General features: G+C 44.8%; 17 protein-coding genes and 1 other annotated feature. Of the genes, 10 read left to right on the forward strand and 7 right to left on the reverse strand.

Annotation, left to right across the window (positions count from 1 at the left end; genetic code table 11):
* Window positions 1-77: 77 nt before the first annotated feature.
* The 3 genes from MHI27_RS08085 to pulA all read left to right on the forward strand — a co-directional run bounded on the left by MHI27_RS08085 (window position 78) and on the right by pulA (window position 4,809).
* Window positions 78-353, forward strand: coding sequence for an HPr family phosphocarrier protein (locus MHI27_RS08085; protein ID WP_042131974.1), 276 nt, complete (start codon window positions 78-80; stop codon window positions 351-353).
* Entirely contained in the window at window positions 346-2,058 is a 1,713-nt protein-coding gene (gene ptsP, locus MHI27_RS08090; protein ID WP_076284235.1) for a phosphoenolpyruvate--protein phosphotransferase, read from the forward strand. Before MHI27_RS08085 ends, ptsP begins: the two co-directional genes overlap by 8 nt.
* 411 nt (window positions 2,059-2,469) lie before the next feature.
* Complete coding sequence (gene pulA, locus MHI27_RS08095) at window positions 2,470-4,809, forward strand: type I pullulanase (protein ID WP_405176003.1); 2,340 nt, start codon at window positions 2,470-2,472, stop codon at window positions 4,807-4,809.
* A gap of 59 nt (window positions 4,810-4,868) precedes the next feature.
* On the opposite strand, the gene MHI27_RS08100 is transcribed toward pulA, so the two are convergent.
* The 5 genes from MHI27_RS08100 to MHI27_RS08120 all read right to left on the reverse strand — a co-directional run bounded on the left by MHI27_RS08100 (window position 4,869) and on the right by MHI27_RS08120 (window position 12,777).
* On the reverse strand, window positions 4,869-6,479 hold the full coding sequence (locus MHI27_RS08100) for a diguanylate cyclase domain-containing protein (RefSeq protein WP_405176004.1): 1,611 nt from the start codon (window positions 6,477-6,479) through the stop codon (window positions 4,869-4,871).
* A 438-nt stretch (window positions 6,480-6,917) separates the two neighbouring features.
* The gene (locus MHI27_RS08105) at window positions 6,918-8,090 is read right to left on the reverse strand and encodes an ABC transporter permease (RefSeq protein ID WP_143764050.1); all 1,173 of its coding nucleotides are present in this window, start codon (window positions 8,088-8,090) and stop codon (window positions 6,918-6,920) included.
* Entirely contained in the window at window positions 8,087-8,785 is a 699-nt protein-coding gene (locus MHI27_RS08110) for an ABC transporter ATP-binding protein (protein WP_405176005.1), read from the reverse strand. Before MHI27_RS08110 ends, MHI27_RS08105 begins: the two co-directional genes overlap by 4 nt.
* Window positions 8,782-10,158, reverse strand: a complete 1,377-nt coding sequence (locus MHI27_RS08115; RefSeq protein ID WP_405176006.1) for an efflux RND transporter periplasmic adaptor subunit — start codon at window positions 10,156-10,158, stop codon at window positions 8,782-8,784. The genes MHI27_RS08110 and MHI27_RS08115 overlap by 4 nt, the downstream gene beginning before the upstream one ends.
* 57 nt (window positions 10,159-10,215) lie before the next feature.
* Window positions 10,216-12,777 (reverse strand): hypothetical protein, encoded by a 2,562-nt coding sequence (locus tag MHI27_RS08120; protein ID WP_405176007.1) that lies wholly within the window; start codon window positions 12,775-12,777, stop codon window positions 10,216-10,218.
* 269 nt (window positions 12,778-13,046) lie between these two features.
* Window positions 13,047-13,333: a binding site (T-box leader), on the forward strand.
* 60 nt (window positions 13,334-13,393) lie between these two features.
* Between MHI27_RS08120 and pheS the strand changes: the two genes are divergently transcribed.
* From pheS to MHI27_RS08135, 3 genes are all read left to right on the forward strand, one after another.
* On the forward strand, window positions 13,394-14,428 hold the full coding sequence (gene pheS / locus MHI27_RS08125) for a phenylalanine--tRNA ligase subunit alpha (RefSeq protein WP_042186167.1): 1,035 nt from the start codon (window positions 13,394-13,396) through the stop codon (window positions 14,426-14,428).
* Window positions 14,429-14,771: 343 nt separating this feature from the next.
* The gene (gene pheT / locus MHI27_RS08130; protein WP_405176008.1) at window positions 14,772-17,216 is read left to right on the forward strand and encodes a phenylalanine--tRNA ligase subunit beta; all 2,445 of its coding nucleotides are present in this window, start codon (window positions 14,772-14,774) and stop codon (window positions 17,214-17,216) included.
* A gap of 199 nt (window positions 17,217-17,415) precedes the next feature.
* A complete protein-coding gene (locus MHI27_RS08135; RefSeq protein ID WP_405176009.1) occupies window positions 17,416-19,473 on the forward strand; it encodes a hypothetical protein in 2,058 nt (685 codons plus the stop codon).
* Between the two features lie 176 nt (window positions 19,474-19,649).
* Here MHI27_RS08135 and MHI27_RS08140 read toward each other — a convergent pair whose 3' ends face one another.
* On the reverse strand, window positions 19,650-20,078 hold the full coding sequence (locus MHI27_RS08140) for a cupredoxin domain-containing protein (protein WP_256716343.1): 429 nt from the start codon (window positions 20,076-20,078) through the stop codon (window positions 19,650-19,652).
* 241 nt (window positions 20,079-20,319) lie between these two features.
* Between MHI27_RS08140 and MHI27_RS08145 the strand changes: the two genes are divergently transcribed.
* On the forward strand, window positions 20,320-21,381 hold the full coding sequence (locus tag MHI27_RS08145) for a GGDEF domain-containing protein (protein ID WP_076300016.1): 1,062 nt from the start codon (window positions 20,320-20,322) through the stop codon (window positions 21,379-21,381).
* 75 nt (window positions 21,382-21,456) lie between these two features.
* Here the strand turns inward: MHI27_RS08145 and MHI27_RS08150 are convergent, their stop codons facing one another.
* Window positions 21,457-21,804: a phage holin family protein gene (locus MHI27_RS08150; protein WP_042186173.1), complete on the reverse strand. Its 348-nt coding sequence runs from the start codon at window positions 21,802-21,804 to the stop codon at window positions 21,457-21,459.
* A gap of 150 nt (window positions 21,805-21,954) precedes the next feature.
* Here MHI27_RS08150 and MHI27_RS08155 point away from each other — a divergent pair, with 150 nt between their 5' ends.
* From MHI27_RS08155 to MHI27_RS08165, 3 genes are all read left to right on the forward strand, one after another.
* A complete protein-coding gene (locus tag MHI27_RS08155; RefSeq protein ID WP_341125840.1) occupies window positions 21,955-24,321 on the forward strand; it encodes an endonuclease MutS2 in 2,367 nt (788 codons plus the stop codon).
* Between the two features lie 31 nt (window positions 24,322-24,352).
* Window positions 24,353-24,772: a DUF350 domain-containing protein gene (locus tag MHI27_RS08160; RefSeq protein ID WP_042125581.1), complete on the forward strand. Its 420-nt coding sequence runs from the start codon at window positions 24,353-24,355 to the stop codon at window positions 24,770-24,772.
* A 213-nt stretch (window positions 24,773-24,985) separates the two neighbouring features.
* Window positions 24,986-25,528 (forward strand): hypothetical protein, encoded by a 543-nt coding sequence (locus tag MHI27_RS08165; protein WP_076284226.1) that lies wholly within the window; start codon window positions 24,986-24,988, stop codon window positions 25,526-25,528.
* Window positions 25,529-25,587 lie beyond the last annotated feature (59 nt).

Raw genomic sequence — 25,587 nt, forward strand, 5'->3', positions numbered from 1 at the left:
TTAAACATTAAAGGGAGCGAAGCCTTCACTATAAATTTAAAAATATTCTATTAAAAGAAAGCGAGTTGGATAATATTATGCAAACAACATTCAGAATTATCGATGAAGATGGAATTCACGCACGTCCGGCAACTGCCTTGGTAAATACAGCTACGAAATTCAAAGGTACAGAAGCTTATGCAGAAGCAAAAGGCAAAAAAGTTACATTGAAATCTATCCTTGGCGTATTGTCATTGGGTCTAGAAGCTGGAGACACTTTGTCTCTGATTACTGAAGGTAGCGAAGAAGCTGAAGCTCTGAGCGCACTTTCTGATGTAATGATTAAAGAAGGGCTAGGGGAAATCCATGAATAAGATTTCAGGAATCGCGGCTTCAGCAGGGATTGCAGTAGCCCGTGCTTTTATCCTGAAACATCCGGATTATACAATTACAAAAACTAATATCAGTGATCCTGAAGCAGAAGTCGCCAAGTTGAATGACGCACTTGCTAAATCAAGTGCTGAACTGCAGACCATTAAAGAGCGTACTTTAGCAGAACTAGGAGAGAAGAAAGCAGAGATTTTTGCATCCCATCTGCTGATTCTTGAGGACCCTGAGCTGATTAATCCCGTAATTGATAAAATTCGTCAGGAATCGGTTAATGCGGACTATGCACTAAACGAAGTAGCTACACAATTCATTGAAATGTTCGAAAACATGAAGAGTGCTTACTTACAAGAACGTGCAGCTGACATGCGTGATGTGACCAAACGCCTGCTGAACCACTTGCTGGGTATTCATTATGTTAGTCCTGCAGAAATCAATGAAGAGGTTATTGTTATCGCTGAGGATTTAACACCTTCTGACACAGCACAGCTAAATCGCAAGTATGTTAAAGGCTTCACAACAAACATTGGTGGACGTACGTCCCACTCCGCGATTATGGCACGTTCTTTGGAAATTCCAGCGGTAGTTGGAACTAAGAATGTCATGACAGAAGTGAATTCTGGGGATCTAGTGATTGTCGATGGTCTGAATGGTGACGTTCTTATTAATCCTAGTGAAGCAGAAGTGGCGGAGTACGTTCGCAAGCAGGAAGCTTACGACTTGCAAATTGCAGAGTGGAAGAAACTTCGTGATAAACCAACGATTTCTGCAGACGGTAAGCACGTGGAGCTGGCGGCTAATATCGGTACACCAAACGATGTCAATGGTGTAATTGAGAATGGTGGCGAAGGTGTAGGCTTGTATCGTACTGAGTTTCTATACATGGGCCGCGATAAGCTGCCTTCTGAGGAAATTCAATATAACGCCTATCGTACTGTGCTTGAGAATATGAAAGGCAAACCGGTAGTCGTACGTACACTTGATATCGGTGGCGACAAAGAACTTCCATATCTGGATCTTCCAAAGGAAATGAATCCTTTCTTAGGATTCCGTGCGATTCGTCTTTGTCTGGATCGTCAGGATATTTTCCGTACGCAACTGCGTGCTTTACTGAGAGCAAGTGTTCATGGGGATCTTCGCATTATGTTCCCTATGATCGCAACACTTGGTGAATTCCGTGCAGCTCGTGATCTTCTGCTTGAAGAGAAAGCGAAGCTTCGTGAAGAAGGCAAGGAAGTATCTGACAACATTCAGCTCGGCATTATGGTTGAGATTCCTTCCACTGCTGTACTGGCTGACCAGTTTGCAAAGGAAGTTGATTTCTTCAGTATTGGTACGAATGACCTTATTCAATATACAATGGCTGCTGACCGTATGAATGAACGGGTATCTTACCTGTATCAGCCATACAATCCGGCCATCCTGCGTCTGGTCAAGAATGTAATTGATGCAGCGCATGCAGAAGGTAAATGGACAGGAATGTGCGGTGAGATGGCTGGGGACGCAACAGCGATTCCACTCTTACTTGGTCTTGGCCTTGATGAATTCAGTATGAGTGCAACGTCAATTCTGCCAGCACGTAGTCAAATTTCTAAATTGTCGGCTGCCGACATGAAGGAACTGGCTGCAAAAGCACTGCAACTTGGCACTGCTGAAGAAGTAGCTGCACTTGTTCAAAGCATCACTAACTAACTATTTCCATATGCATTACTCCGTTAAACGTTTTATAACGTTCCAACTACTATTACCGACTTCCGATGTTTGGAGGTCGGTTTTTTTGTGTTTATATCGATAATTTTATTTCTTACGTTGGCTTAAGTTCATACGTGAGCGTTATACTCATTTTAGAATAATTAAATTCACTTTTTATTTTCTTTATTGCACAGATGTCTATGCCGATAGTAATAGTGATGAGTATAAAGTCGTTAAGGAACCCAAACCTGTAAATATGTCTTACATATAATAGTATGAATCCATAGAAAGTTTATACTCCTTTACCGACTTGCAGAGCTGTGCAAGTATTAATATGATCTTAATTGGAAATATTTGGACTTATAAGCATCCCTATAAGTTAGTCAGGGAGCCATAGGATGGTGTTAACTCATGAGTAAAAATGTTATAAATACAGAATTAATGTTAGAGGTTTATGAAGGTAAAGACCTGGGCTTGACGTACTCGGTGGAGTACAGTGTATTTAAAGTTTGGGCACCTACTGCTTTTGCTGTATCTCTAGTTTTGTACGAAACAGATGGAAATCAACGTAACATTGGATTTGATCCGAGCTCTACAGATAGTGGGCGTATTATATATATGCAGCGTCAGAACGGCGGAGTTTGGCAGACTAAGTTATCAGGTGATTTAAAAGGGAAATATTATATGTACCGTGCTGTATTTGCTGATGGAAATGTGACGGAAGCAGTAGATCCTTATGCAACAGCCGTATCGGCAAATGGTTTAAGAACAGCAATCGTTGATTTGCGCAGGACCCATCCTGAGCATTGGGAGAAGGACGTTGCTCCTCCATTGCAGCATCCTGCAGACGCGGTTATTTACGAGCTGCATGTGCGTGACTTCTCCTCACATGAGAGCTCTGGCATGTACTATAAGGGCAAATTCAAAGCATTTACCGAATTTGGCTTAAGAGATTCGGAAGGAAATGCAATAGGTATTGATCATCTGGTTGAATTGGGTATCACCCATGTACATCTGATGCCCGTGTTTGATTTTCAGACCGTAGATGAGTTAAGTGTAATAAAGCGTGGTTCGTCCATTGAACATACCGACTACAATTGGGGATATGATCCTCAACATTATAATGTACCGGAAGGATCATATAGCACTGATCCTACCGATCCAGGTCTACGAATCCGGGAATTTAAAGAAATGGTTCAGGCTTTGCATAGTCGTGGGATTTCAGTGATTATGGATGTGGTTTACAACCACACGTACGCTGTGGAGAAGGGCCCCTTCGAGCCGCTTGTACCAGATTACTTCTATCGCCGTGACTACTTGGGGCGTTTATCTAATGGCTCGGGAGTTGGTAACGAGCTGGCTACAGAGCGTCCGATGGTACGTAAATATATTAAGGATTCGTTGTCCTACTGGGCTACGGAGTATCATATTGATGGCTTCAGATTTGATCTTATGGGTCTGATGGATAGTGTGACCATGCGTGAAATAACGGAAGAGCTTCGACTTGAGGTGAATCCTAATCTGCTGTTATATGGCGAACCTTGGACAGGTGGAGATTCTCCACTGGCAACAAAGACGCTAAAAGGTGTGCAGCGGGGGAAAGGATATGCTGTCTTCAATGATAACTTTCGTTCCGCGATCAAAGGTGATAGTGATGGATGGGGACGGGGCTTCATTACAGGGGAATACGGCAAAGAAGGGGCTATTGCAGCCGGAATCAAAGGAGCCATCCACGAATTTACAGACTCCCCAGTGGAATCGGTGAACTATGTAACGGCCCATGACAATTTGAATTTATGGGATAAGGTGCTTACCGTTCAAGGGGGATTTCAGGATGCCGTTTCACGGGCTAATCCTTACGTGAATGTAGATCTGGAGAATATTCTCAGCAATGAGACCGTGCGCCGATCCCTACTTGCAAATGGAATCATCCTGACCTCGCAAGGGATTCCATTCCTGCATGCCGGTGATGAGCTCCTGCGCAGTAAATTTGGAGATCATAATAGCTATCGTAGCGGTGATACGATTAACGCGATCCGCTGGAACATGAAGAGTATGTTTAAGCCTGTATTTCAATATTATAAAGGCTTGATCGAACTGCGGCGTACACATCCGGCATTTCGTCTACATGGTCGGCAAGAAATTGAGCGTTCGCTGGAATTTCTGCGCTGTGATGGGGGAATCGTGTCGTACCTGCTTAGAAATCATGCAGGAGGCGACCTCTGGAACAATATAACAGTCATCTTTAATGCCAATAATGATCGAGTAAAGCTATCTCTTCCTGAAGCTAACAACGGTTGGAACGTGGTAGTGGATCATACCCGAGCGGGGACAGAAGCATTCCGGAAGGTCGCAGGTAGCGAGGTGGAAATTGAAGGCTTGTCGATGATGGTGCTCTATGATGAATGTGGTGAGCCAGCACCGCGGTCCAAAATTATCGAAGTACACTATGAACGGCCAGATGGGAAATATCAAGGCTGGAATCTTTGGGTTTGGGATACAGGAATTCAGGACGGACAATGCGACTTTCGGTATATGGAGGATGGGCGTGCAGTTGCACGAATTGAGGTCTTGCCAGATACCGATTCTATCGGGTATATATTACGACTTAATGACTGGGAAGAGAAAGATGGGGATGGAGATCGCTTCATTGATTGTTCCAAGGATGAAGAGCTGATCAAGGTCATGGTTATAGATCGTGATCAGGAGAATGATGGGATCTCAGATGATCATCTGCAGTTAACCAGTTAAAAAATAATAAAGAGCTGCTTCAGGGTTAGTTGTACCCCGGAACAGCTCTTTTGTTGATCTTATGGTTTTCCGATGATCTGGTTGGATAAACCTACATCTAAAAGCTCGTAGTAGAGATTAGCTTCATTCCCTCCATGGTCTTTGGAAAGGTACATAGCTAGATCAGCGGCACGCAGAAGTTCATTAATACTGCCTCCATGCTCAGGAAATAGGGCTACACCAATACTTGCGGAGGTGTGGAAGCTAGATCCATTGTCAATAGACCAAGATTTGTTGAATAACTTAAGCAACCGTTGTAGCATTTCATCTAACATTTCTGGAGAGGTAAATCGGTGCAGTACCACCGCGAATTCATCACCGCCAATCCGGAACGCCTGGCCTACACCTTTAACTGTTTGCAAAAGCTCTCGAGAGAGCAGTTGGAGAAATTCGTCTCCAGCCAGATGTCCTAAGGTATCGTTTAACTGCTTGAATCTGTCACAATCCAGCAATGCGAGTGCAATATTCTTTCTTCGTTCCTCGGGTTGGTTGATGAGATTCTCCATGTACATTTTGAAATGAGCACGGTTGGGAATCGCGGTTAAATGATCATAGAAGGCTAGCTTATGTAATCGTTCTTCGTATTGCTTCCGTTGTGTAATTTCACGGGAAACTAACATAAATTGTGCTGGGAAATTATTGCTTCCCCGAACAGGCGACACCTTCGTTTCCAGCCATACCCATTGCCCTTCAGCTCCACGCATTCGTAGCTCTGAGATACGAGGGGTCCCTTGAACGACACTCTTTAGTTTAGCCCAAGCAATTTCCGGTTCACGAATGTAGTTGGAGAGTGGGTCACCCTTTTTAGGAACATAGCCGAGAATACTTGAATGTGAAGGGGAGCTATATAGTATCAACCCGTTAGGATCAGTCAAAATAATAAAGTCAGACATGGTTTCACCGATTAGCTGATAGAGTGTTTGTTCCTCCAGCATTTCATTTTTGAGCCAAATGATTTTGCGACCCAGATAAATAATAACTAGAAGCAGAATAAAGAAGACCAATGAGTATAGCGCAAAGAGTGCACTCTTTTTATCTTGGAACCCATCTGTTACTTGTAAAGCGTAGGTGTCTATCAGGTCTTCTGATTGATCTAGATGAGTTCTGACTTCATTTAACTGCATGTTCAGACTTACAGCATGATATGAAGCAGGGTCCCATCCGATTTGCATCCGTTCAGCTATCAATTTACTCCCTGTACTCTTCCATAGGACTAGGGATGTTTCGAAGGCATGGAGCTCGTTCTCTAATTCAGTAAGTATATTTGCCTGTTTCAAATCACTGTAGGGTTTGTTGATAGATTTGATGTCTGTACTTGCTAGGCCTACCCGTTCTTGTGCTTGTTGATTATTGTCCTTAAATTCCTGAATGAACTGATCACGTTCAGCGTCAGTGAGGTTCGAGCTCATGGAGGAGTAGAGAGCGATTGCGGCTTGATGCAGATCACGATCAGCGCTCAGTATGAGCTCGGAGTTCTCAAATACATCTTCATATAAAGAATCTGACATTCTGTTAATGGTGTGATTTAGATAGAGTAAAGAAGCTACACTAATTCCAACCAGTAGAATGGAGATCGCAGCGAAAATAAAGATTAGTTTGCGTGTTACTTTGATATCGAAAAATCCAGCCACGGTCATCTTCTCCCCGCATAAGATGTTTAACAAATCTTATTGCTGCTAACCTATAACCTGCGGAACTTCCATTTGTGGCAGGCGTGTTTTATTTTCAGGCAAAGATGTTGAGAGTGATTATGTAAAAAAAGAGGTGTTGTAACATAGTGGGAAATGAGGCATGGGAAAGATAAATTGTGTGTGGATCGCAGTTTGTAGTACAACAAGTATATAGGACGTCCTACTTATAGAGCAATCGCTTCCTCAAATAAATATCAATAATAAAAAATTTAAATGATTATGGTATGGGCCTATTGCCTTATCTATATTCAAATCCATAAATCCTATTACCCAACGCCTTCGTAAATGATACCCAGCTCAGCCCCAAAAATATGAGTCCTGTTATGTTAAAAAAGCTGCCTAGTCATAATAATGACTGTGGCAGCTGACTTGAAGTTACTATTCGTTACGTAGTGCATGAATGGGGCGAAGCCGTGCGGCTTTGTTCGCAGGCATCATTCCGAAAATCACGCCGATAAGCAAGGAGAAAACAAAAGATATCAGTACCATATCCCAAGCAATGGATACTGTAAGTGAAGTGTACTTTCCTAGTAACCAACTACCTGCGACTCCAATGCCAACACCGATCACCCCACCCAATCCGCTAAGCACAATGGATTCGATCATGAATTGAGCGAGAATATCGAGTTTTTTGGCGCCGATTGCTTTGCGGATACCAATTTCTCTTGTTCTTTCATTGACGGATACGATCATAATATTCATAATGCCGATCCCCCCGACAAACAGAGAAATGCCGGCAATTCCCGCAAGTGCCATTGAAAGCGTAGCTGTCGTAGAATTTACAGTTTCCAGCATCTCTTGAGAGTCAAATACACTAAAAGCATTATCCGCATAATTAAATTTAGCATCCAGTGTACTCTCTAGTTTATCTTTTACGGTAGCTACAGTGTCTGCTGAAGTCGTCGCAATTGTGATGGAACGTACGCCTTTGCTTTTTAACTGACGTTCTGCAGTAGCTATAGGGATCAATAAGATATCATCGTTGGAGCCACTTAGACTAGAGCCTTTCGCTTCCAAAAGACCGACGATTTTATAGCTGATCCCGTTTAGCTGTACCTTTTGGCCTACTGGATCATCTGTGCCGAATAAATCCTCAGCCGTACCTGTGCCGATTAGCGCTACCTTCTGCCGGTACTCCGTATCAATATCAAGCAGGAAACGTCCTGACTGTACATGAAAATCCTTAACGTCCTCATAAGAAGGTGTAATGCCCTCAACAGTAACGCTAACATTCTCAGTATTATGCTTGGCTGTAACGTTGCCACTGATCACAGGAGCTACATTTTCTATCCCCTCAATATCTCCAAGTGCCAAAGCTTCTTCATAGGTGAGGGAGGTGGTAGCCCCACGGCCAGTGATGTTTACCGTCAGTTGATTTGTTCCGAGTCCATTAAGCTGCTCCGTAATCTGAGAAGTAGTTCCCTGCCCCACAGAAACGAGGATGATAACGGATGATACACCAATAATAATACCCAGCATCGTTAAAAAAGCTCTTACTTTACTGCTGTAAATACTTTTTAGAGCCATCCGCATACTTTGAAATAATTTCACCTCGCATTCCTCCGATCTTCTACGAGGTTGCCATCCTGAATACGAATGATCCGCTTAGCTTGCTTTGCAATTTCGAGGTCATGTGTGATTAGGATGATTGTATGACCCTGCTCATTTAATTCTCGTATCATCTGCATGACCTCTTGTCCAGTTCGCGTATCAAGCGCCCCGGTAGGTTCATCTGCAAGTAGAATCGGGGGAGATCCAGCCATAGCTCGCGCAATCGCTACACGCTGCTGCTGTCCCCCTGAAAGCTCAGAAGGTCGGTGATGCATTCTCTCCTCCAAACCAACTTTAAGGAGTGCTTGCTGCGCTGTTTCTTTGCGTTCTCGATGTGAGAGGCCGCGGTATATTAGCGGAAGCTCCACATTCTCGACAGCAGACAACTTGGGGAGGAGATTGAAGTTTTGAAAGATAAAGCCGATCTTCTCATTCCGGATAACTGCCAGCTTGTTGTCGGATAACTTGCGAACCTCTTGTCCGTCTAGAAGATAGCTTCCCTCATCCGATACATCCAGGCATCCGAGCATGTTCATTAGTGTTGATTTACCAGAACCGGAAGGACCTATAATCGCTACGAACTCTCCGAAGTCGATTGTAAAGGAAAGATTTTTTAGAACTGTCATAGTTTCTCCGGCCATAGTATAGCCATGGGTCATATTCTGGACTTGGATCAGTGGCGTTAAAGCACTCATCTACTGCCACCTCCGCCACCACCAGGTGCTCCGCCCGTGCCACCAGTACCACCTCCACTGAAGCCACCACCGCCACTAAAGCCGCCACCGCCGAAACCGGCGCCACCCATACCGCCCATGCCACCTTGCATTTGCATCTCAGTACTAGTTGTACCTGTTTTGGTAGAGATGACAGTAGGGATGATCACTTTGTCTCCTTCATTAAGCCCACTGACAATTTCAATACTGCTCTCATCATGGATGCCCACTTCGACGGAAACTGTTCGCTGATTACTATTTCCACGGTTTCTTGTGCCAGCTGCTCCGTTAGGCATAGTACCGCCGCGAGCATCAGGCGCTCCACTAGGCATAGCGCCATCGCGAGCATCAGGAGCCCCGCTAGGCATCGGTGCTTGGCCCTCACTAGAGGCTTTTGAGGAATCGGTTGAACCCGCTGAACCCGCTGTTAAAGGGAGAGAAACTGTGTACTTGCCATTTCTTTCTTGAACAGCTTCAATAGGTACGGTTAATACATCTTTTTTCTCAGCTGTTGTAACTGAAACTTCTGCCGACATCCCTACAAGGGCGCCTTCGGAGGTGGTTAAGCCAACGGTAACATCGAAGAGGGAGACTCCGTTCGAGACGGTGCCTTCCTTGGCAATCTTAGTAACACTCCCCTTGAATTCAGTGTCGGGCAGGGCATCCAATGAAATGGTAGCAGGCATCCCTATTTTCACTGTAGGAATATCAAGCTCATCCACCTGCACTATGACGCTTAAATTAGCATAATCGGTGATATCGATGAGTTCAGAGCCATCCATCGCTTTTTCACCGCTGGCTATGTTAACTGCTGTAACAGTTCCGTCAATAGGGGCGGTTAGGGGATCTGGAGGGATCATATCCTCTTGTACAGCTGCAATTTTTTCGATTTGAGAAGCGATATCCGTTTTCGCTTTTTCAATCGAACGTTTGGCACTGGCTAATTCATCCTCGGAGGCACCTGCCACGGCAAGCTTCTTATACTGCTCCTGTTTGTCCTGAAGATCCTCTTCAAGCGAGGTAAGAGAGGTTTGTTCCTGCTTGAGATTGTCGCTCAAATCATTGCCTTCGAAGGTAATTAATGTCTGACCTTTTTTCACATTGTCGCCTTCTTTGACAAGCACCTCAGCTACGGTTCCAGCGTCCTTCGTTTTCACTTTTCCTGTTTCAGTGGCCGTGACGGAGCCTGCTCCAGATACATTTACTACGATATCGCCCTTCGTAACCGTGGCTGTATTAACGGGCACTTCAGCAGCCTGACTGCTCTTATCAGGTAAAAATGTATACACCAACAATCCGGCTGTTGCTACAGCTACTACTCCGATGGACCAGAGCAACACTTTTTTCTTCTTCATTTCTTTCCTCCATAGATCATCAAATTTCTTTTAACTTAGGTCACCCTCGCGCACTTACTAAGTATCGGATGGATTGTTAGCACTAGAATCGGTGTTTGAAGTGGAATTGTTGTTTGAAGTCGTTGACGCTGCCTGATAAGTGACAACATAGGTTTGTGAACCCAGCAAATTTCGATGACCTTGGAATTCGTCGTATACATTCAATCGGATCGCGCCGCCACCTAGAGTTTTGTAAAGATTGCTTGTGAATGTTGTGGTGTATGACTTGAAGTTCCCTAATGGTAGATCAGTGCCCAGTGTTAATGTCTTCTCCATCGTTTGTCCGAAGGGGTCGATCAGCTCTAGTACAAGCTTGTGCTCATAGGTACCCGATTCGTAAAGCGTGCTGCTCGACAGGTTGTAGGTTAGGACAGTGCTTAGCGTATCTTTTCCACCAGTGACGGTGGCGACTGCATTTGTAACGGATAGGTTATAAGGGAACGATTCTACATCCAAAAGATTACTTTTTGACTCCACCGCAACATTATTTAGACCCAGTGACACCGTATTGATATAACCCGTTGATTTCCCGCCAGGAGCCGTAAGTTTTCCTTCGGATACCCCTTCACCGACATAAAGAACAAGCTGAGAAGGATCTACTCCAAGTGGAAGCTTAGTCCAGACGGTAACCAGATTTTTTCCGTTAGGGCTCGTGGAAGTGGTAGACTGGTTGACCTCGGCTTCGTAATATTGATTGTCAGGCGTTTTGTAATAAGCTACGAGTTGAGCCTGCTCCGATTTACGTGTTTCCTCACTGTTCATTTCCAGTTCTGTGTACATGATATTGGAGCTCGCACCCTGATAAACCGTTGTCCGGCGCTCTAACACTTCTGCTTTTTTACTTTCAAGGTCAATTTGGAAGGAACTTAGTGCTGCAACTTCCTGAACACGGCTGTCCAACTGATTTGTACTTAAAGAAAGAAAATTATTTTTGCTTTCGCCGGAGGTTTCTTGCAGCGTTATTTTTAATTGATTGAATTGGTAGGTGTAAGGAACATTGGCCACGACATAAACGTCTGCGGATTCATTTGGCCCGAGTATGGTTTGCGTGCTTTCTGTGACAACTTGGGAAGTGCTGCTAATATCACTCTCACCAGCTTTAATGACACTTGTAAATGCAGGAAGCTGCACAGAGGTCGATTTCGTGTTGCGAATATTGATTTTAGCTACAAGCTGATCTTTGTCTGCCCAAGGTAGCCGCTGGATGTTCTTAAGCTTGACAGCAAACGTGCCGTGACTGTTCTCCACCGCGTATTCTGTATCCTGCCAATTGTTAGTTTGGAGTGTGTAAGGAATCTGATAATAGGCCGCAGGAAAAATGATCTTACCCTCTACAGCGGGTTCAGTCATTTGCAGCTGTAGCGTTCCTTGAGCTATCGTTAGCGGAACTTCTGCACTGAGCTCAATTATTTTTTCTTCAAGGGGGTTGAGTGTAAGGTTTGCGAAAGCCTTCGTGTCCACCGGAAAGCTGTATCCTTCAGCGGCTTTAACGGTAAACTCATAAGCAGGCAAAGTAATCGCCTTGTTGCCGCTATTTTTTACTCGAAATTGCAGCGTCCACTTCGCGGTGCCGTTGTCGGCATAGACATTGGCGCTTTTTAACTGCGTCTCGACAGTATTATTGTTGAGCGTAAGCTTCTTGATGACATTGCTAGCTACGACAAGATCTGGTGTGGTAGCAGCGGGAAGGTTATAGGTGACGATGGGCAAAGCTATTTTTAATGAGGTATCTTCTCCAGCAAACTGCAGAGTCATATTGTCTGTCTTCATATAAGAGGGAATTTCCGTCATGTAGTAGATCGTCTTTTTTTCCTGTGGCTGTACTTTGTAGTTACTGCTCGCATCATCAAGCGTTAATTCAAATACAGATCCACCTGCAGATGCGAGGTATCCCTTAAGTCCAGGATCACTTAGCACTTTGGTTCCTTGATTGGTTAAGCTCACACCTACTTTGGCGTATACCTTACCGTTATATTTGTAAATTTGCAGACTTTCCGTTTTGGTTGTTACGGGCTGATTATTCAAGGTTATCTTTTTACTTTGGCCTCTAGCGACCGCTTGTGAAAAAGCCACAGGCAAGGTGAAGGACCCCAGCTTTTTTTGATAATCGGTACTGCTGAAATCCCAACCGAATACTGAAATCTTCACTCCATTTAAAGATGTGGATTTACCGACGTTTGCGTAATAGGTTACGGTTTGACTGCTTTTGGAGGGGATAGATTTGATGGTTGCACTGCTGGTTACTGGGCTTCCTTGGATAACGGTTCCTCCTGCAGTAGTTACTTTAGAGAAATAGTCCACAAGATTGATGCTGCTTCCGCTCCCATTGTTATAGCTGAGGGTGTATGTAAGAATATTGCCGCCATCCTGAGTCAAAAAGCCAACATCGGTCAGCTTCACACTAAAGTTACTCTTTAAAGCTATCGAGCCGAGTTTATCCAGAGTGGATGCAGTGGTGGCAGTTGCTGTTTTGGTGGATGAAGTAGTCGTTGATGCCGCGTATGCTCCATACGCTGAAGCTTGACTCAGAACTGCTGCGCTAAGTATGATCACAGCTACTTTTGTTCTTCGTGCATGCATGTAATTCCCTCCCGGTATGAAAGTCCTTGTATTTTGAAGGTGATTTATGATTGAGTACAACCATGCCTTCTTAATAATGGAAATTATCAAGCTCCGCTGAACGTTAGCTGAAAAAAAGTCCCCAAAATGGCTCTGAACCTTAAAGCCAGCTTAAAGCCAGATAAAAATTGCCCTAATTATGCTTGAACTTGTCAAAACGACAGATTTTGCATATAATAAACAGACATATCTCTTGCATAAAAGAGATACCTGACAATTAGATTGAATTGTAAAATGCAGTGATGGAGAAGAGTACACAGTGCCTGACTTACAGGGAGGAGACGCCGGTGATTGAGAGCGTTTCTAGGATACAGAGCTGTCGAAGTTCACTCCGGAGCAGTTCCTTGAATTCCTTAAGATTGCCTTGTAAGGAAGCGTAGGGGAAACCGGTCACAGACCGTTATTTCTGTATAAAGTGAGATAGGTATCTGTCCAGCCAAAAGAGGGAATGAAGCTCTTAAGGGGAACAGATCAGCTTGTCTAACAAGGGTGGTACCACGGTCTTTTCGTCCCTTACCGGGAGGAAAGGCCTTTTTTTGTTGAACTAGACAATGATTGAAGGGGGCTGTACACGGCCATGAAAGAGAAGTTGGAAGCATTGAAGGTTGAGGCGCTGGCTAAGTTGCAGGAGGTTATGGATCCACAGGTTTTGAATGACCTAAGAGTGAAATATCTCGGTAAAAAAGGCGAGCTTACAGAAGTTCTACGTGGTATGGGAGGACTTAGTGCTGAGGAGCGTCCGGTTATCGGGCAAGTAGCGAATCAGGTGCGTAGTGCCATTGAGGAGATTATTGGAGCGAAGCAAGAGGCTTTTCAACAGCAAGAGACTCAGCAACGTCTGCAGGCTGAAAAAGTAGACGTAACCCTGCCGGGTCGCCGCATGCAGCAAGGGGGCGTTCACCCGCTTAGCAGAGTGGTTCAGGAAATTGAGGATATTTTCATTGGTATGGGCTACCGTGTGGCTGAAGGTCCGGAAGTGGAGACCGATTATTATAACTTTGAAGCCCTAAATCTGCCTAAAAATCACCCGGCACGCGATATGCAGGATTCCTTTTATTTAACGGATGACCTGCTTATGCGTACTCAAACGTCTCCGGTACAGATTCGTACTATGCAGGCTATGAACGGTGAAGTTCCAGTTAAAATCATTTGCCCGGGTAAAGTATTCCGCCGCGATGATGACGATGCAACGCATTCCTTCCAGTTCCATCAAATAGAAGGTTTGGTTATCGGAAGCAACATTCGGATGAGTGATCTGAAAGGCACCTTGCAGCAATTTGTACAAGAGATGTTCGGCCCGAATACAGACATTCGTCTTCGTCCGAGCTTCTTCCCATTCACCGAGCCAAGCGTTGAAGTGGATGTAAGCTGCTTCAAATGTGGCGGCGATGGCTGCAGACTGTGCAAGCAAAGCGGATGGTTAGAAATCCTTGGCGCCGGCATGGTGCATCCAAATGTTCTGAAAATGGGTGGCTATGATCCTGCTAAGTATAGCGGCTTCGCATTTGGTATGGGTGTTGAGCGGATTGCTATGCTTAAATATGGCATCGATGACATCCGTCATTTCTATAACAACGATATGAGTTTTGTAAAGCAGTTCAAGGGCGTTTAGATTTTTGGTGGGCGAGCTGGCTGACGGGTTAGGAGTAAGTAGCAATTGGGTTACTGATCTTGCTTAATAAAAGACTATTAATAGAAGGAACGGAGAGAAATTTTGGAACTGTAGAAGCGCCAGCGTTCGCCTTTATCCTCGGATTTCTACCGCGAGAAGTGGTTTTAATCAGGAAATCTGAGGATAACAGCGATCGGAAGTCCAATATTTTTCGTAGTGACTGCTCTAAATAGGACGGTTATGAAGCTTTGATCGAGTAATCCTAAATTGTACTACTCCCACAGGAAGCAGATCGAACGGCAAGTAGATAAATACATCTGAAACATAAAGGAAGTGAGCGGACATGAAAGTATCAACCGGATGGTTGGCTGATTATACATCGATTGAAGGAGTAACCGCCGAAAAGCTAGCGGAGAAGATTACCGCTGCCGGCATTGAAATTGACGGAGTAGAGCGCCGCAATAAAGGGATTTCCGGCATCGTAACCGGCTATGTGAAATCGAAAGAAAAGCATCCTGATGCGGATAAACTGAACGTATGTATCGTGGATGCAGGTCAAGGTGAAGATCTGCAAATCGTCTGTGGCGCAAAGAATGTAGCTGCGGGACAAACCGTTCCTGTAGCTCTTGTTGGCGCTAAGCTGCCAGGGCTGGATATCAAAAAAGCGAAGCTGCGCGGGGTATTATCACAAGGGATGATCTGCTCGGCTAAAGAATTGGGACTCAATGATAAATTGCTTCCTAAAGAGCAGCAAGAAGGAATTCTTGTACTTCCTGAAGGTACAGAGATCGGTCAAGATATTTCAAAGTTGCTGGGTCTAGATGATGAAATTCTGGAATTCGATCTGACTCCGAACCGTTCAGACTGTCTAAGTATGATTGGTGCTGCTTATGAAGTGAGCGCGATTCTTGGACGTGACATCAAATTACCTGATCCTGCGAGTGAAATGATTGAGATCAGCGGAGCAGCTGCTCAATCTATTTCCGTTAAGATTGAGAATGAAGAACATTGCAGTCATTACGCAGTTCGTTATATCTCAGGTGTTAAACCTGCAGCATCCCCGCTGTGGATTCAGAATCGTCTGATGGCGGCAGGGATTCGTCCAATTAACAACATCGTAGACATCACTAACTATGTGATGCTCGAATACGGACAGCCGCTTCATGCTTTTGATGCAGATAAAATAGAAGGCGGAGAACTCGGCGTTCGTCTTGCTCATGAAGGTGAAGTCCTGACTACACTTGATGGCCAAGAACGGAAGCTTGAGCCACATATGCTCGTTATCGCTGATGGTGCTAAGGCTGTAGCTCTGGCTGGAGTAATGGGAGGTCTGGATACGGAAGTTACTGCTGAGACGGTAAATCTCGTTCTGGAATCCGCTAAGTTTGACGGAGGAACCGTTCGTAAAACCTCGCGTCAACTGGGACTTCGCTCGGAAGCATCGCTTCGTTTCGAGAAAGAAGTGGATCCAAATGCAGTGATCCCTGCATTGAATCGCGCTGCAGTACTTATTGCGCGTTATGCTGGCGGATCTGTGTATGAAGGAATTGTGCAAGCAGGAACAGTCGGAGGAGAAGAGAAGGTACTTACTTTGTCCTTGGAGAAGCTGAACCGTTATCTCGGAACAGATCTGTCCTTGCTAGAAGTGAAGACATTGTTTGGTCGTCTACATTTCAAATGCGGGGATACCGCACAAGGATTGATCGAAGTTCAGGTGCCAACTAGACGTGGCGATATCAGCTATGATGTTGACCTTATCGAAGAAATTGCTCGTTTGTACGGGTATGACAATATTCCAACGACTCTGATTGAAGGTGTTACAACGCCAGGCGCATTGACGCATAAGCAATCACTCCGCCGTGAACTGCGTCGCCTGTTGTCACATGGCGGTTATCAGGAAGTGATGGGTTACTCCTTCATCCAGCCGAAACAAAGCAAAATGTTCCCTGAGTTATCAGAAGGCTCACAAGCGGTTAAATTGGCTATGCCAATGAGTGAAGAACGCAGTGTACTGCGTACTAGCCTTCTGCCACAACTATTGGATATTGCTAGCTATAATACCAACCGTCGTCAAAGCGATCTAGCGTTGTTTGAAATCGGCAATGTCTTCTTCACAGATGAAGAACAGTTGACTCGTCAGCCGCGTGAACTGCCGGTGCTGGGGTTGTTGCTTAGCGGTAGCCTAACCGTGAAGCAATGGAACGTTTCTGCACAGCCTGTAGATTTCTTTGATTTGAAGGGTGCGCTGGAATCTGTATTTGCTTATTTGGGTCTTACAGACAGAATTATCTACGAGGGAGATAGTCCAGAAGGGTATCATCCTGGACGTTCCGCATCGGTATATTTAGTCGGAGACGAGGGTCGTGTGAAGATTGGAACTATGGGCCAGCTTCATCCGGAACTGCAAAGAGAGCTTGATCTAGTGGATACTTATGTAGCTGAGATTCTATTGCAGCCGCTGTATGATAACACGCAAAGCCGTCTGCAATATAATGAGCTTCCACGTTTCCCAGGTATGGAACGGGATATTGCAGTGGTTGTAGATTCAACTGTACCAGCAGGCGATCTGCTAGCTTCCATCCGTGCAAACGGAGGAACTTTGCTGCAATCCGTACAGGTATTCGACGTGTACACTGGTGGCAAGTTAGAGAGTGGAAAGAAGAGTATTGCGATCTCACTGCTGTATCGTCACGGTGAACATACATTGACAGATGAAGAGGTTGGAGAGGTGCATGATAAGCTATTATCAGTCCTTCAACAAACTTTTGGTGCAGAATTAAGAAAATAGCAGGAATTGTGTAAAGCCGCAGCGAATCCATTTAGAAACTGAGATTCGCTGCGGCTTTTTCTGGGTAGAGTGAAATGCGGAGGATATCAGCGAGAATCTATTGATTACAAGGGATTTTGCCAAATGCTTAAGAAAAAAGCTACAATAGAAACAGTAAGACTAACTTAGAATCCGCACACATACAAAGGAGGGCACAACTGTGGCTATGGACCGGACACGTGTCGCCGTGGAGATATACGGAACTTCCTATAAACTCGTCGGAAGCAGCACTGAATATATGAAACAAGTGGCCCGTTATGTTGACGAACATATGCGCACGATTTCTAAATCACACAACAGACTGGATACGCCGCGCATAGCGGTGCTTGCAGCAGTACATATGGCGGAGCAGGCTATTCAGGTTCAGGATTTTAAAAATGAACTCAACATGATGACAGGTGAACGCAGTGAACTGCGATTGGAAGTATCTCGCCTGCTGGAGGTTCAGCGGGAGCGACAAGAAGAATATGAACGCCTTGAAGCGGCGGCTAAAGAAGAAGCTACACGACTGATTGCTGCGGTTGAAGAAGAGCGCAAGCGTCATCTGGAAATTCAGGAGAATGAGCGTAAAGTACATGCTAACCAGCTGCAAGAGGCAACCCAAGCGGCTGAAGCCGCACGAGAGAAGCTGGAAGAGGAGCTGTTTGCGCGTGAGCTGGAGTTGCAGGAACTGCGGGCAAGTTATGAGGCTGAACAGTCTGCTATGCGTGAGAATCATCGAGAGGAACTAGCGAAAGCAGAAGCCATCCGTCTACAGCAGTTGGAAGAGCAGAAGGCAGCGCATTTGCAAGAGCTGGAGAACATCCGTGAGACGCTGACTAAGGAGAATTCAGACTCCTTGTCTGCTCTGGAGCTTGAGTTAACCGAGACCAGGTCAACCTTAGAGAAACAGCTTGAGGAAACCAAATCAACATTAGGTAAGGAACTCGAGAAGACGAAGTTGACACTGGGTAAGGAGCTTGAGAGCACGACAACGAAGCTAAGCAAGGAATTGGCTGAAGAACGGGAAGCTTTACAACGGGAGCTTGCTAAGAATAAGGAACTTCGTCAGTCACAAGGTACTCAGGAACATAGACATAAGCAAAACATTCAAGAGCTCGAGAAACAGCTGGCTGAGCTTCGTGGTGGAACAGGACAACTTCAGTCTAGACTCCGTTCGGCTGAAGCCAGTCTTAAGAGTGAACGAGATGCTCGTCAGACGCTGCTCGGACAATATGAAGCGGTGGTTAAACGTGAAGAACAGCTCAGTGAGGAGCTGCGTACTGCTACTGAGCTAGGCACGCTGTTGAATGAAGAGCTGGAAGAATTGCGCCAGCGTTATCAGCAGTCTCAGAATGAAGCATCAGAGCTGCGGAAGTCACTACAGGAAACGAATGACAATCTGCACCGTGTTCAGGAAGAACTCGCTGGATCTATGGCGGAGGCAGCAAATTGGCAGGAGCTCTCGGATAAACGGATGGAAGATATTAGTGAGCTTGAAATGAACCTACTGGAGACCGAAGAGAAATCTTTGGCGCTTCAAAAGGAGATTGAGATCCTTCGTGGTCAAGCGGATGGATTAGTACAACAGTTAGATCGGGAAGCTCAGCTTCGTACAGATGCAGAACACGAAACTGCAGCACTCCGTGAACAAGGTGGACAGGTTAAGAAGGAACTGTCTGCACTTCGTGAACGCTATGAGGAACTGATCTCTCAATATGATGAAGTGCTGCAAGATGGAGAACGTCTGCAGGAAAGATATCAACTGCTGCAAGAAGAAGGCGAAGAGACAGCTCGACGCTTAGAAGAATTGTCTGAAGCTAGCCTTGAGGCCGCTGCTACTGTTGCAGAGCAGCAGGATGTTCTGAGGGAAGCAGAGGCGTACGGCGCTTCATGGAAGCAAAAGTACGAGGAATTATTCGAGCGACAGCAGCAGTGGAGTGATTTGGAAGCGAAGCTGCGTGAAGAGATAGATATTTGGCAGCAGGAGGCCGGTGAGGCTGAGGCTAAGCAGAAATCTATTGAACGTGAACGCAGTGAGGTGCTTCAGCAGCTTGGTGAAGTCGGCGAGAATTATGAATTGGCCCAAGGACAACTTCGTCTGCTACAGGTCCAGTTTGAGATGCATCAGAATGAGCTACAGAAGATGACGGATGAGCATCGTAATCTTCAAGAGGAATATGCCAAGCTTCAGAATGAATATAATGAATGGATTCAACTGATCGAACAGGACAGTTGAATGTCGGATGCAAGAAAGGGGGCTGTACCTGATGTGTAGAGAGATCTATTTCAGGTCAGCCCTCTTTGTTTAATATATTCGAAAGAATAAGTTTCACACCATGTCTTATATTTCTCACTTAAATAAAAAGCCGATCGTCAGGGCAATTCCCTACGATCGGCTTTTTAATGATTCATCTATTCCACAATGATTTTTGCGTTCATACCGCTATGTCCGGATCCACACATAATCGAACAGGTCATTTCGAATGTGCCGGCTTCCTCTGGAACAATTACTTTCGAGGACTTTTTGCTATTAAGCTGGAGTTCGAATTCAGGGATAAGGATACCGTGATTGCCGCTATCGTTTTTAAAAATAATTTTGACGGGTACACCTTTTTTTAGATGATATTCTTCCTGATCAAAGCTGTAATTCGTAGCTGTAATTGTAAGTTCTGTTTCTGCCTCGATCTCCGGCTCCGATGTGTTAGCATTGCCAGCAGCACTATCATTGCTGTTTCCACAGGCTGTAAGTGCTATAACGAACACAATTGAAAGTAGAATTGCAAATTTTTTAATGATCCAAACCTCCTCCCAAGAAGTCCAAGCATAGTGAAAATGTGACAATTATGTAGACATCATAACTTAAAATTTAAGTAAGCGCTTTGATTAAATGTGAAAAATCCGTGAACAAGGGAGACTGTTCAAACTTTGTCGTAAATTGCAAATAAATGATGAAAATATAACTAAAATTTATTATAATGAAAGCTATTACATTAACGTACAAAAGTAGGGGATACATATTTCAAGCACTAACGATACGCTAAATACGGAGGTTTGGCACCGTAGAATCTTAAAAGGTTATTGGATGGTAGTTATTCTTTTATTGTTCTCACAGTTGCTGTTTTTGTCGAATATTGACCGACTTCAAATAAAAACAACCATGGACACGAATCTATGGCACTTATTTATTGCTTGTAATTTACTAATTGTGGTCCTTATGATTACTGCGGAGCTGTGGCTTCGTTATAGTAAACAATCCCCTAAATATGGGGTGGTTAGTTGTGGGTTTTTAGTGTCCTACCTTATGTATTTTGTATTAGAGCCTTTTGTCGATGGTGCTCAGATGACGCTCATGATGCCGATTATGGTCGCTCTTATTTATTTTGATCGTAAGCTCCTGTATCTAATGGGACTATTTAGTATTATGTTTTATGCGGGAGTATATTTCGGGTTGGAACGGCCATTCCTACATAAACCGCTGCTTGAATTCTTAATAGTAGAGTGTGTGTTTATAATATTTGTAGGGATGGCTCTTGCTGTAATTATTCGTGCGCGGGAAGCGCGTGTAAATCTGGAGAGATTAACGAAGGAAGGCCAAGATCTAATGGTGGAGAGGGCTATTTCGGATAAGCTGCTGAAGATAGATGCACTCACTGGACTATATAATCATAAAACCTTTCATGAATATTTGGATTCATTATTGGAGCAATGTGAAAGCAACAACCTTCAACTACAGCTCGCGCTCTTCGATATAGATAATTTCAAGCAAGTTAATGATACCTACGGACATAGGGTTGGGGACCTTGTTCTTAAGGTAATTGCGGACAAGGTGGGCGGTATGATTGAGTTAAATGATTTTGCGGCTAGGTATGGCGGTGAAGAATTCGCTGTGATTTTTACAGACAAAAGTTTTTCAGAGTCTTATGAGGCTGTAGAGAAACTACGGATCAATATTGCTCAAATCGAGCATTTGCAGGCTGGAAATAAGCCGATCACTGTCAGCATTGGAATTTGTGATTATCAGCTTGGGGATGGGAAAGAGCTTCTTTTTCGTAAAACGGACAAAGCGCTCTATACCGCTAAAAAGCAAGGTAAGAACAGAGTGGTCAATTGTGCTGAGAGTCATGAAGCGGAGATTGTGTCATAAGGATAAAAACAACACAGAACCCTTATTACCGGAAAAGAACCGGAAATAGGGGTTCTGTGTTGTGAATAGCTTTCGTTACTTTGCTGCCTCAAACGGCGTGGATACCGGCAAAAACAAATCGACAATACCGATGACCAACGCCGCCAGGATAGCTCCTAGAATGGAAACGCTGACCCCACTCACTACGAATTGAGCGACCCAGATGACTAATGCACTAACGATGAAACCGACGATACCGCGGCCGAAGGGCGTTGCTTTTTTGCCGAAGATTCCTTCGACAACCCAGCCGAGTAACGCAATCACCAGTGCAAGGATTAGAGCGCTCCAGAAGCCACCAACCGAGAACTGTGGAACAATCCAACTAACGACCATCAGAACAAGCGCTGCTACAATAAAACGACCCACATGACTCAAGAAATTCACTGTACTAACCTCCTTTGGCCCAAGCTAAGGATATGTGCAGTTCTTATTGTGACCTTAATACTTGTTTTTATGCTTTAACCGATACCAAATAGCGAAATTGGCTTGAATTCTGTATAATGGAAACATCTATGAAGGGAGCTGTGACTGTAATTGGACGACAAAATTTTGCATACGCTTGAATATCGCAAGATTTTAAATAAATTAATGCAATATACGCAAACCTCAATGGGGCGAATGACTGCGGAGCAACTAAGACCGTCCGGTGATTTTGAAGGTGTGAAGAAGCTACTTCAAGCCACGGACGAAGCGGCTAATGTAGATCGTCTGAAGGGTATTCCTTCATTCGGCGGGATAAGCGATATTCGAGCAGCACTAAAACGTGCCTCTATAGGTGGAATGTTGGGAACAACTGAACTGTTGGCAGTGGGAACTACCATTGGCGGCGCACGAAGAGTCAAACGATTCCTGGCAGCTATGCATGAGGAGGAAAAGATTGAATTCCTATTTTCACTCAGCGATGTTTTATCGGAGCAAAAACATGTAGAAGATGCCATCCGTTTATGTATAGACGAGAACGCAGATGTACTTGACACAGCTAGCTCTGAATTAGCTACGATTCGCCGTGAATTGCGCGGAGGAGAGACCCGAATTCGTGAGAAGCTGGATTCCATGATTCGTTCTTCTTCCGTTGCTAAAATGCTGCAGGATCAGCTGGTAACCATTCGTGGAGATCGGTTTGTTATTCCTGTAAAAGCGGAGTATCGTGCGCATTTCGGTGGCATTGTACATGATCAGTCCGGATCAGGAGCCACTTTATTTATCGAGCCTGAGTCCATTGTGGCCATGAATAATAAGCTGCGTGAAACACGGCTGCGTGAAGAACGGGAGATTGAGATCATATTGCATAGGTTGACAGCGCTTGTAGCTGATATAGCCGAAGAAATGACTTATGATATCGATATTCTTGGCGAGCTTGACTTTATCTTCTCCAAGGCGCGTCTTGCCCGAGATATGAAGGCTACACAGCCTCGTATGAACGATCGCGGGTATTTGAAGCTGCGCAAAGGACGCCATCCGCTTATTCCCGCGGAGCATGTGGTTCCTCTGGATGTGGAGCTCGGCAACCAATATAGCTCCATTATTGTAACCGGACCGAATACGGGTGGTAAAACCGTTACACTCAAGACCATTGGACTGTTGAGTCTCATGTCGATGTCTGGGTTGTTCATCCCTGCAGAAGAAGGCAGTCAAATGTGTGTGTTTGATGCCATTTATGCAGATATAGGCGATGAACAGAGCATTGAGCAGAGTCTGAGTACATTCTCCAGTCATATGACGAATATTATTTCCATTCTGCGGAGAATGACTCCCAAGAGTCTTATTCTGCTTGATGAAGTGGGTGCAGGAACGGATCCGGCAGAAGGGTCCGCGCTGGCGATTGCCATTCTGGAACATATTCACCGGACTGAATGCCGTATGGTCGCTACCACGCATTATAGCGAATTGAAAGCTTACGCTTATGAGCGTAAAGGGGTCATCAATGCCAGCATGGAATTCGATGTCCAAAGTCTCAGCCCTACCTACCGTTTGCTGATTGGTGTTCCTGGACGAAGCAACGCCTTTGCAATTGCAGAGCGATTGGGTCTGCCAGGTGCGATTCTGGAGCATGCACGCGGCGAAGTGAAGGAAGAGGATCTACGTGTAGAGCATATGATTGCCTCTCTCGAAGAGAATCGACTTGGAGCGGAACAGGAACATGAGCGAGCAGAGAGTATCCGTCGCGAAGTAGAGGAATTACGCAGCAGACAGCAGCAAGAGCTGGAGAAGCTGGAAAGTCAGCGAGACAAACGACTGGAGAAAGCTGAGAAAGATGCCAGCGCAATCTTGGAGAAAGCGCGTAAAGAAGCTGAGGAAATTATCAGTGATTTACGCCGCTTAGCTATGGAAGAAGGCGCTTCAGTCAAAGAGCATAAGCTGATTGAAGCACGGAGACGTCTAGACGAAGCTGAACCTTCACCGCGTAAGAAAGCCGCTACTCGTAAGCCTGCTAAGACTCCGCGGACGATTGGTCCTGGTGATGAAGTGAAAGTAGATAGCTTAAACCAAAAAGGTTTTGTTGTGGAATTAAGCGGCTCTAAAGAGGCTTTAGTACAGTTTGGGATCATGAAGATGAAGGTAAGCCTGGATGATTTGGAACTGCTCTCTTCGAAAGCGGCCTCTGTACCAACGCCCCTTCGGCAGGCGACAACCGTTAAACGCTCCCGTGATGAGAACATTCGTAGAGAACTGGATTTGCGAGGTACGAATTTGGAAGAAGCGATTATGGAGACGGATCGTTTTATTGATGAAGCCTTCTTAGGAAATCTGGGCCAAATTTCTATTATTCATGGTAAAGGCACAGGTGTGCTCCGCACAGGAATTCAAGAATATTTGCGTAAGCACAGACATGTTAAGAGCTATAGGCTTGGAAATTATAATGAAGGCGGCGCAGGCGTAACCGTGGCTGAGCTGCAATAGCGGGATTGCCCGGCAGAAAGAAGGGAAAAGTGTGCAAGGAGATATTGATCTTTTGCTGGGTCATCCGCTAGGTGCCTTGCTTGGTTACTTTGCAGTAGCAATTCTTGGGCTTGTTGTATTTCTGTCTATTTTTGAAATGGTAACGAAATATAATTGCTGGGAAGAAATTCGCAAGGGGAACTTGGCAGTAGCCATGGCTACTGGTGGCAAAATCTTCGGAATTTGCAACGTACTGCGTTTCAGCATTGAATCAGGTGTTTCGATTTATGAGACGATGAAGTGGTCGGTCGTCGGTTTTTTGCTGCTGCTGCTTGCCTATTTTTTATTTGAATTCCTAACCCCAGTGTTCTCTATTGATGAGGAGATCGCTGCAGATAACCGTGCTGTTGGGCTAATAGCGATGCTGATCTCGGTTTCGTTGTCTTATGTGATCGGTGCAGCTATATTTTAAAAAATAGAAAGTTTTGCACCTCCCTACAAAGGATTCCAGATGAAGCTGGACAAGCTTTGAAATGAGCAGCTCCACTTTGTGGAGTATTAGGAGGATATCATGAAGATTCTTACCCGAGTTCTGTTTGTGTCAGCTATTGCTTTTATAGCAGCCGGTATTATTTATTTAATGATGAACTAAATTTAAACGTGGAGTACGAAGGAGATTATTAAGATGGAAACAACTGTATGCCCTTGGTGTCATACCGAAATCGTATGGGACGAGGAATTCGGACCCGAGGAAAATTGCCCTCACTGCAACAATGAACTTAACGGATATCGTACAGTTACTGTAGGGATAGACGGCATTGAAGAAGAGGAAGAAGAAGTTGTAGAAGAACCTAAACAAGAGGTTATTAATGATGATGATCTTTGGGGAGACGTCGACAAAGACAGTGTAGTTCCTATTTACAACACGCTCAACCAATTCGGTGACGATTATGATTTGAATAAGTATGAAGAGCGTGTATCGGGCATTTTAGCGATTCAGGAAGAAGCTCCGGAATGTACACAATGCCATGAGTTAACTATCCTTGCTGGTAAACAGCTTGTTAGCAACTTCGAGCCGTCTGCACCGGCTACACTAGGTGGACCTGTACTAACATCTCCATTCTCCCTTAATGTGTATGTGTGCCCGTCTTGTTTCCATGTACAGCACAGTCTAGCGCAGGAAGATCGTATTCAGCTCGTACGTAATCTGAGTACCGATAAAGCATAAGCATCCTCATAAAAAGCTTAGTCCTCTTAATGAACATAAGGGGACTAAGCTTTTTTTAA

Source organism: Paenibacillus sp. FSL H8-0261 (genome assembly GCF_045040645.1).
Taxonomy (GTDB): Bacteria; Bacillota; Bacilli; order Paenibacillales; family Paenibacillaceae; genus Paenibacillus_AQ.

Bases quoted from the DNA above. Each gene is read 5' to 3' on its own strand.
- MHI27_RS08120 (WP_405176007.1), bottom strand. From the start codon at position 12,777: ATGCATGCACGAAGAACAAAAGTAGCTGTGATCATACTTAGCGCAGCA.
- MHI27_RS08145 (WP_076300016.1), top strand. From the start codon at position 20,320: ATGGTAGTTATTCTTTTATTGTTCTCACAGTTGCTGTTTTTGTCGAAT.
- MHI27_RS08115 (WP_405176006.1), bottom strand. From the start codon at position 10,158: ATGAAGAAGAAAAAAGTGTTGCTCTGGTCCATCGGAGTAGTAGCTGTA.
- ptsP (WP_076284235.1), top strand. From the start codon at position 346: ATGAATAAGATTTCAGGAATCGCGGCTTCAGCAGGGATTGCAGTAGCC.
- pheS (WP_042186167.1), top strand. From the start codon at position 13,394: ATGAAAGAGAAGTTGGAAGCATTGAAGGTTGAGGCGCTGGCTAAGTTG.
- MHI27_RS08110 (WP_405176005.1), bottom strand. From the start codon at position 8,785: ATGAGTGCTTTAACGCCACTGATCCAAGTCCAGAATATGACCCATGGC.
- pheT (WP_405176008.1), top strand. From the start codon at position 14,772: ATGAAAGTATCAACCGGATGGTTGGCTGATTATACATCGATTGAAGGA.
- MHI27_RS08085 (WP_042131974.1), top strand. From the start codon at position 78: ATGCAAACAACATTCAGAATTATCGATGAAGATGGAATTCACGCACGT.
- MHI27_RS08165 (WP_076284226.1), top strand. From the start codon at position 24,986: ATGGAAACAACTGTATGCCCTTGGTGTCATACCGAAATCGTATGGGAC.
- pulA (WP_405176003.1), top strand. From the start codon at position 2,470: ATGAGTAAAAATGTTATAAATACAGAATTAATGTTAGAGGTTTATGAA.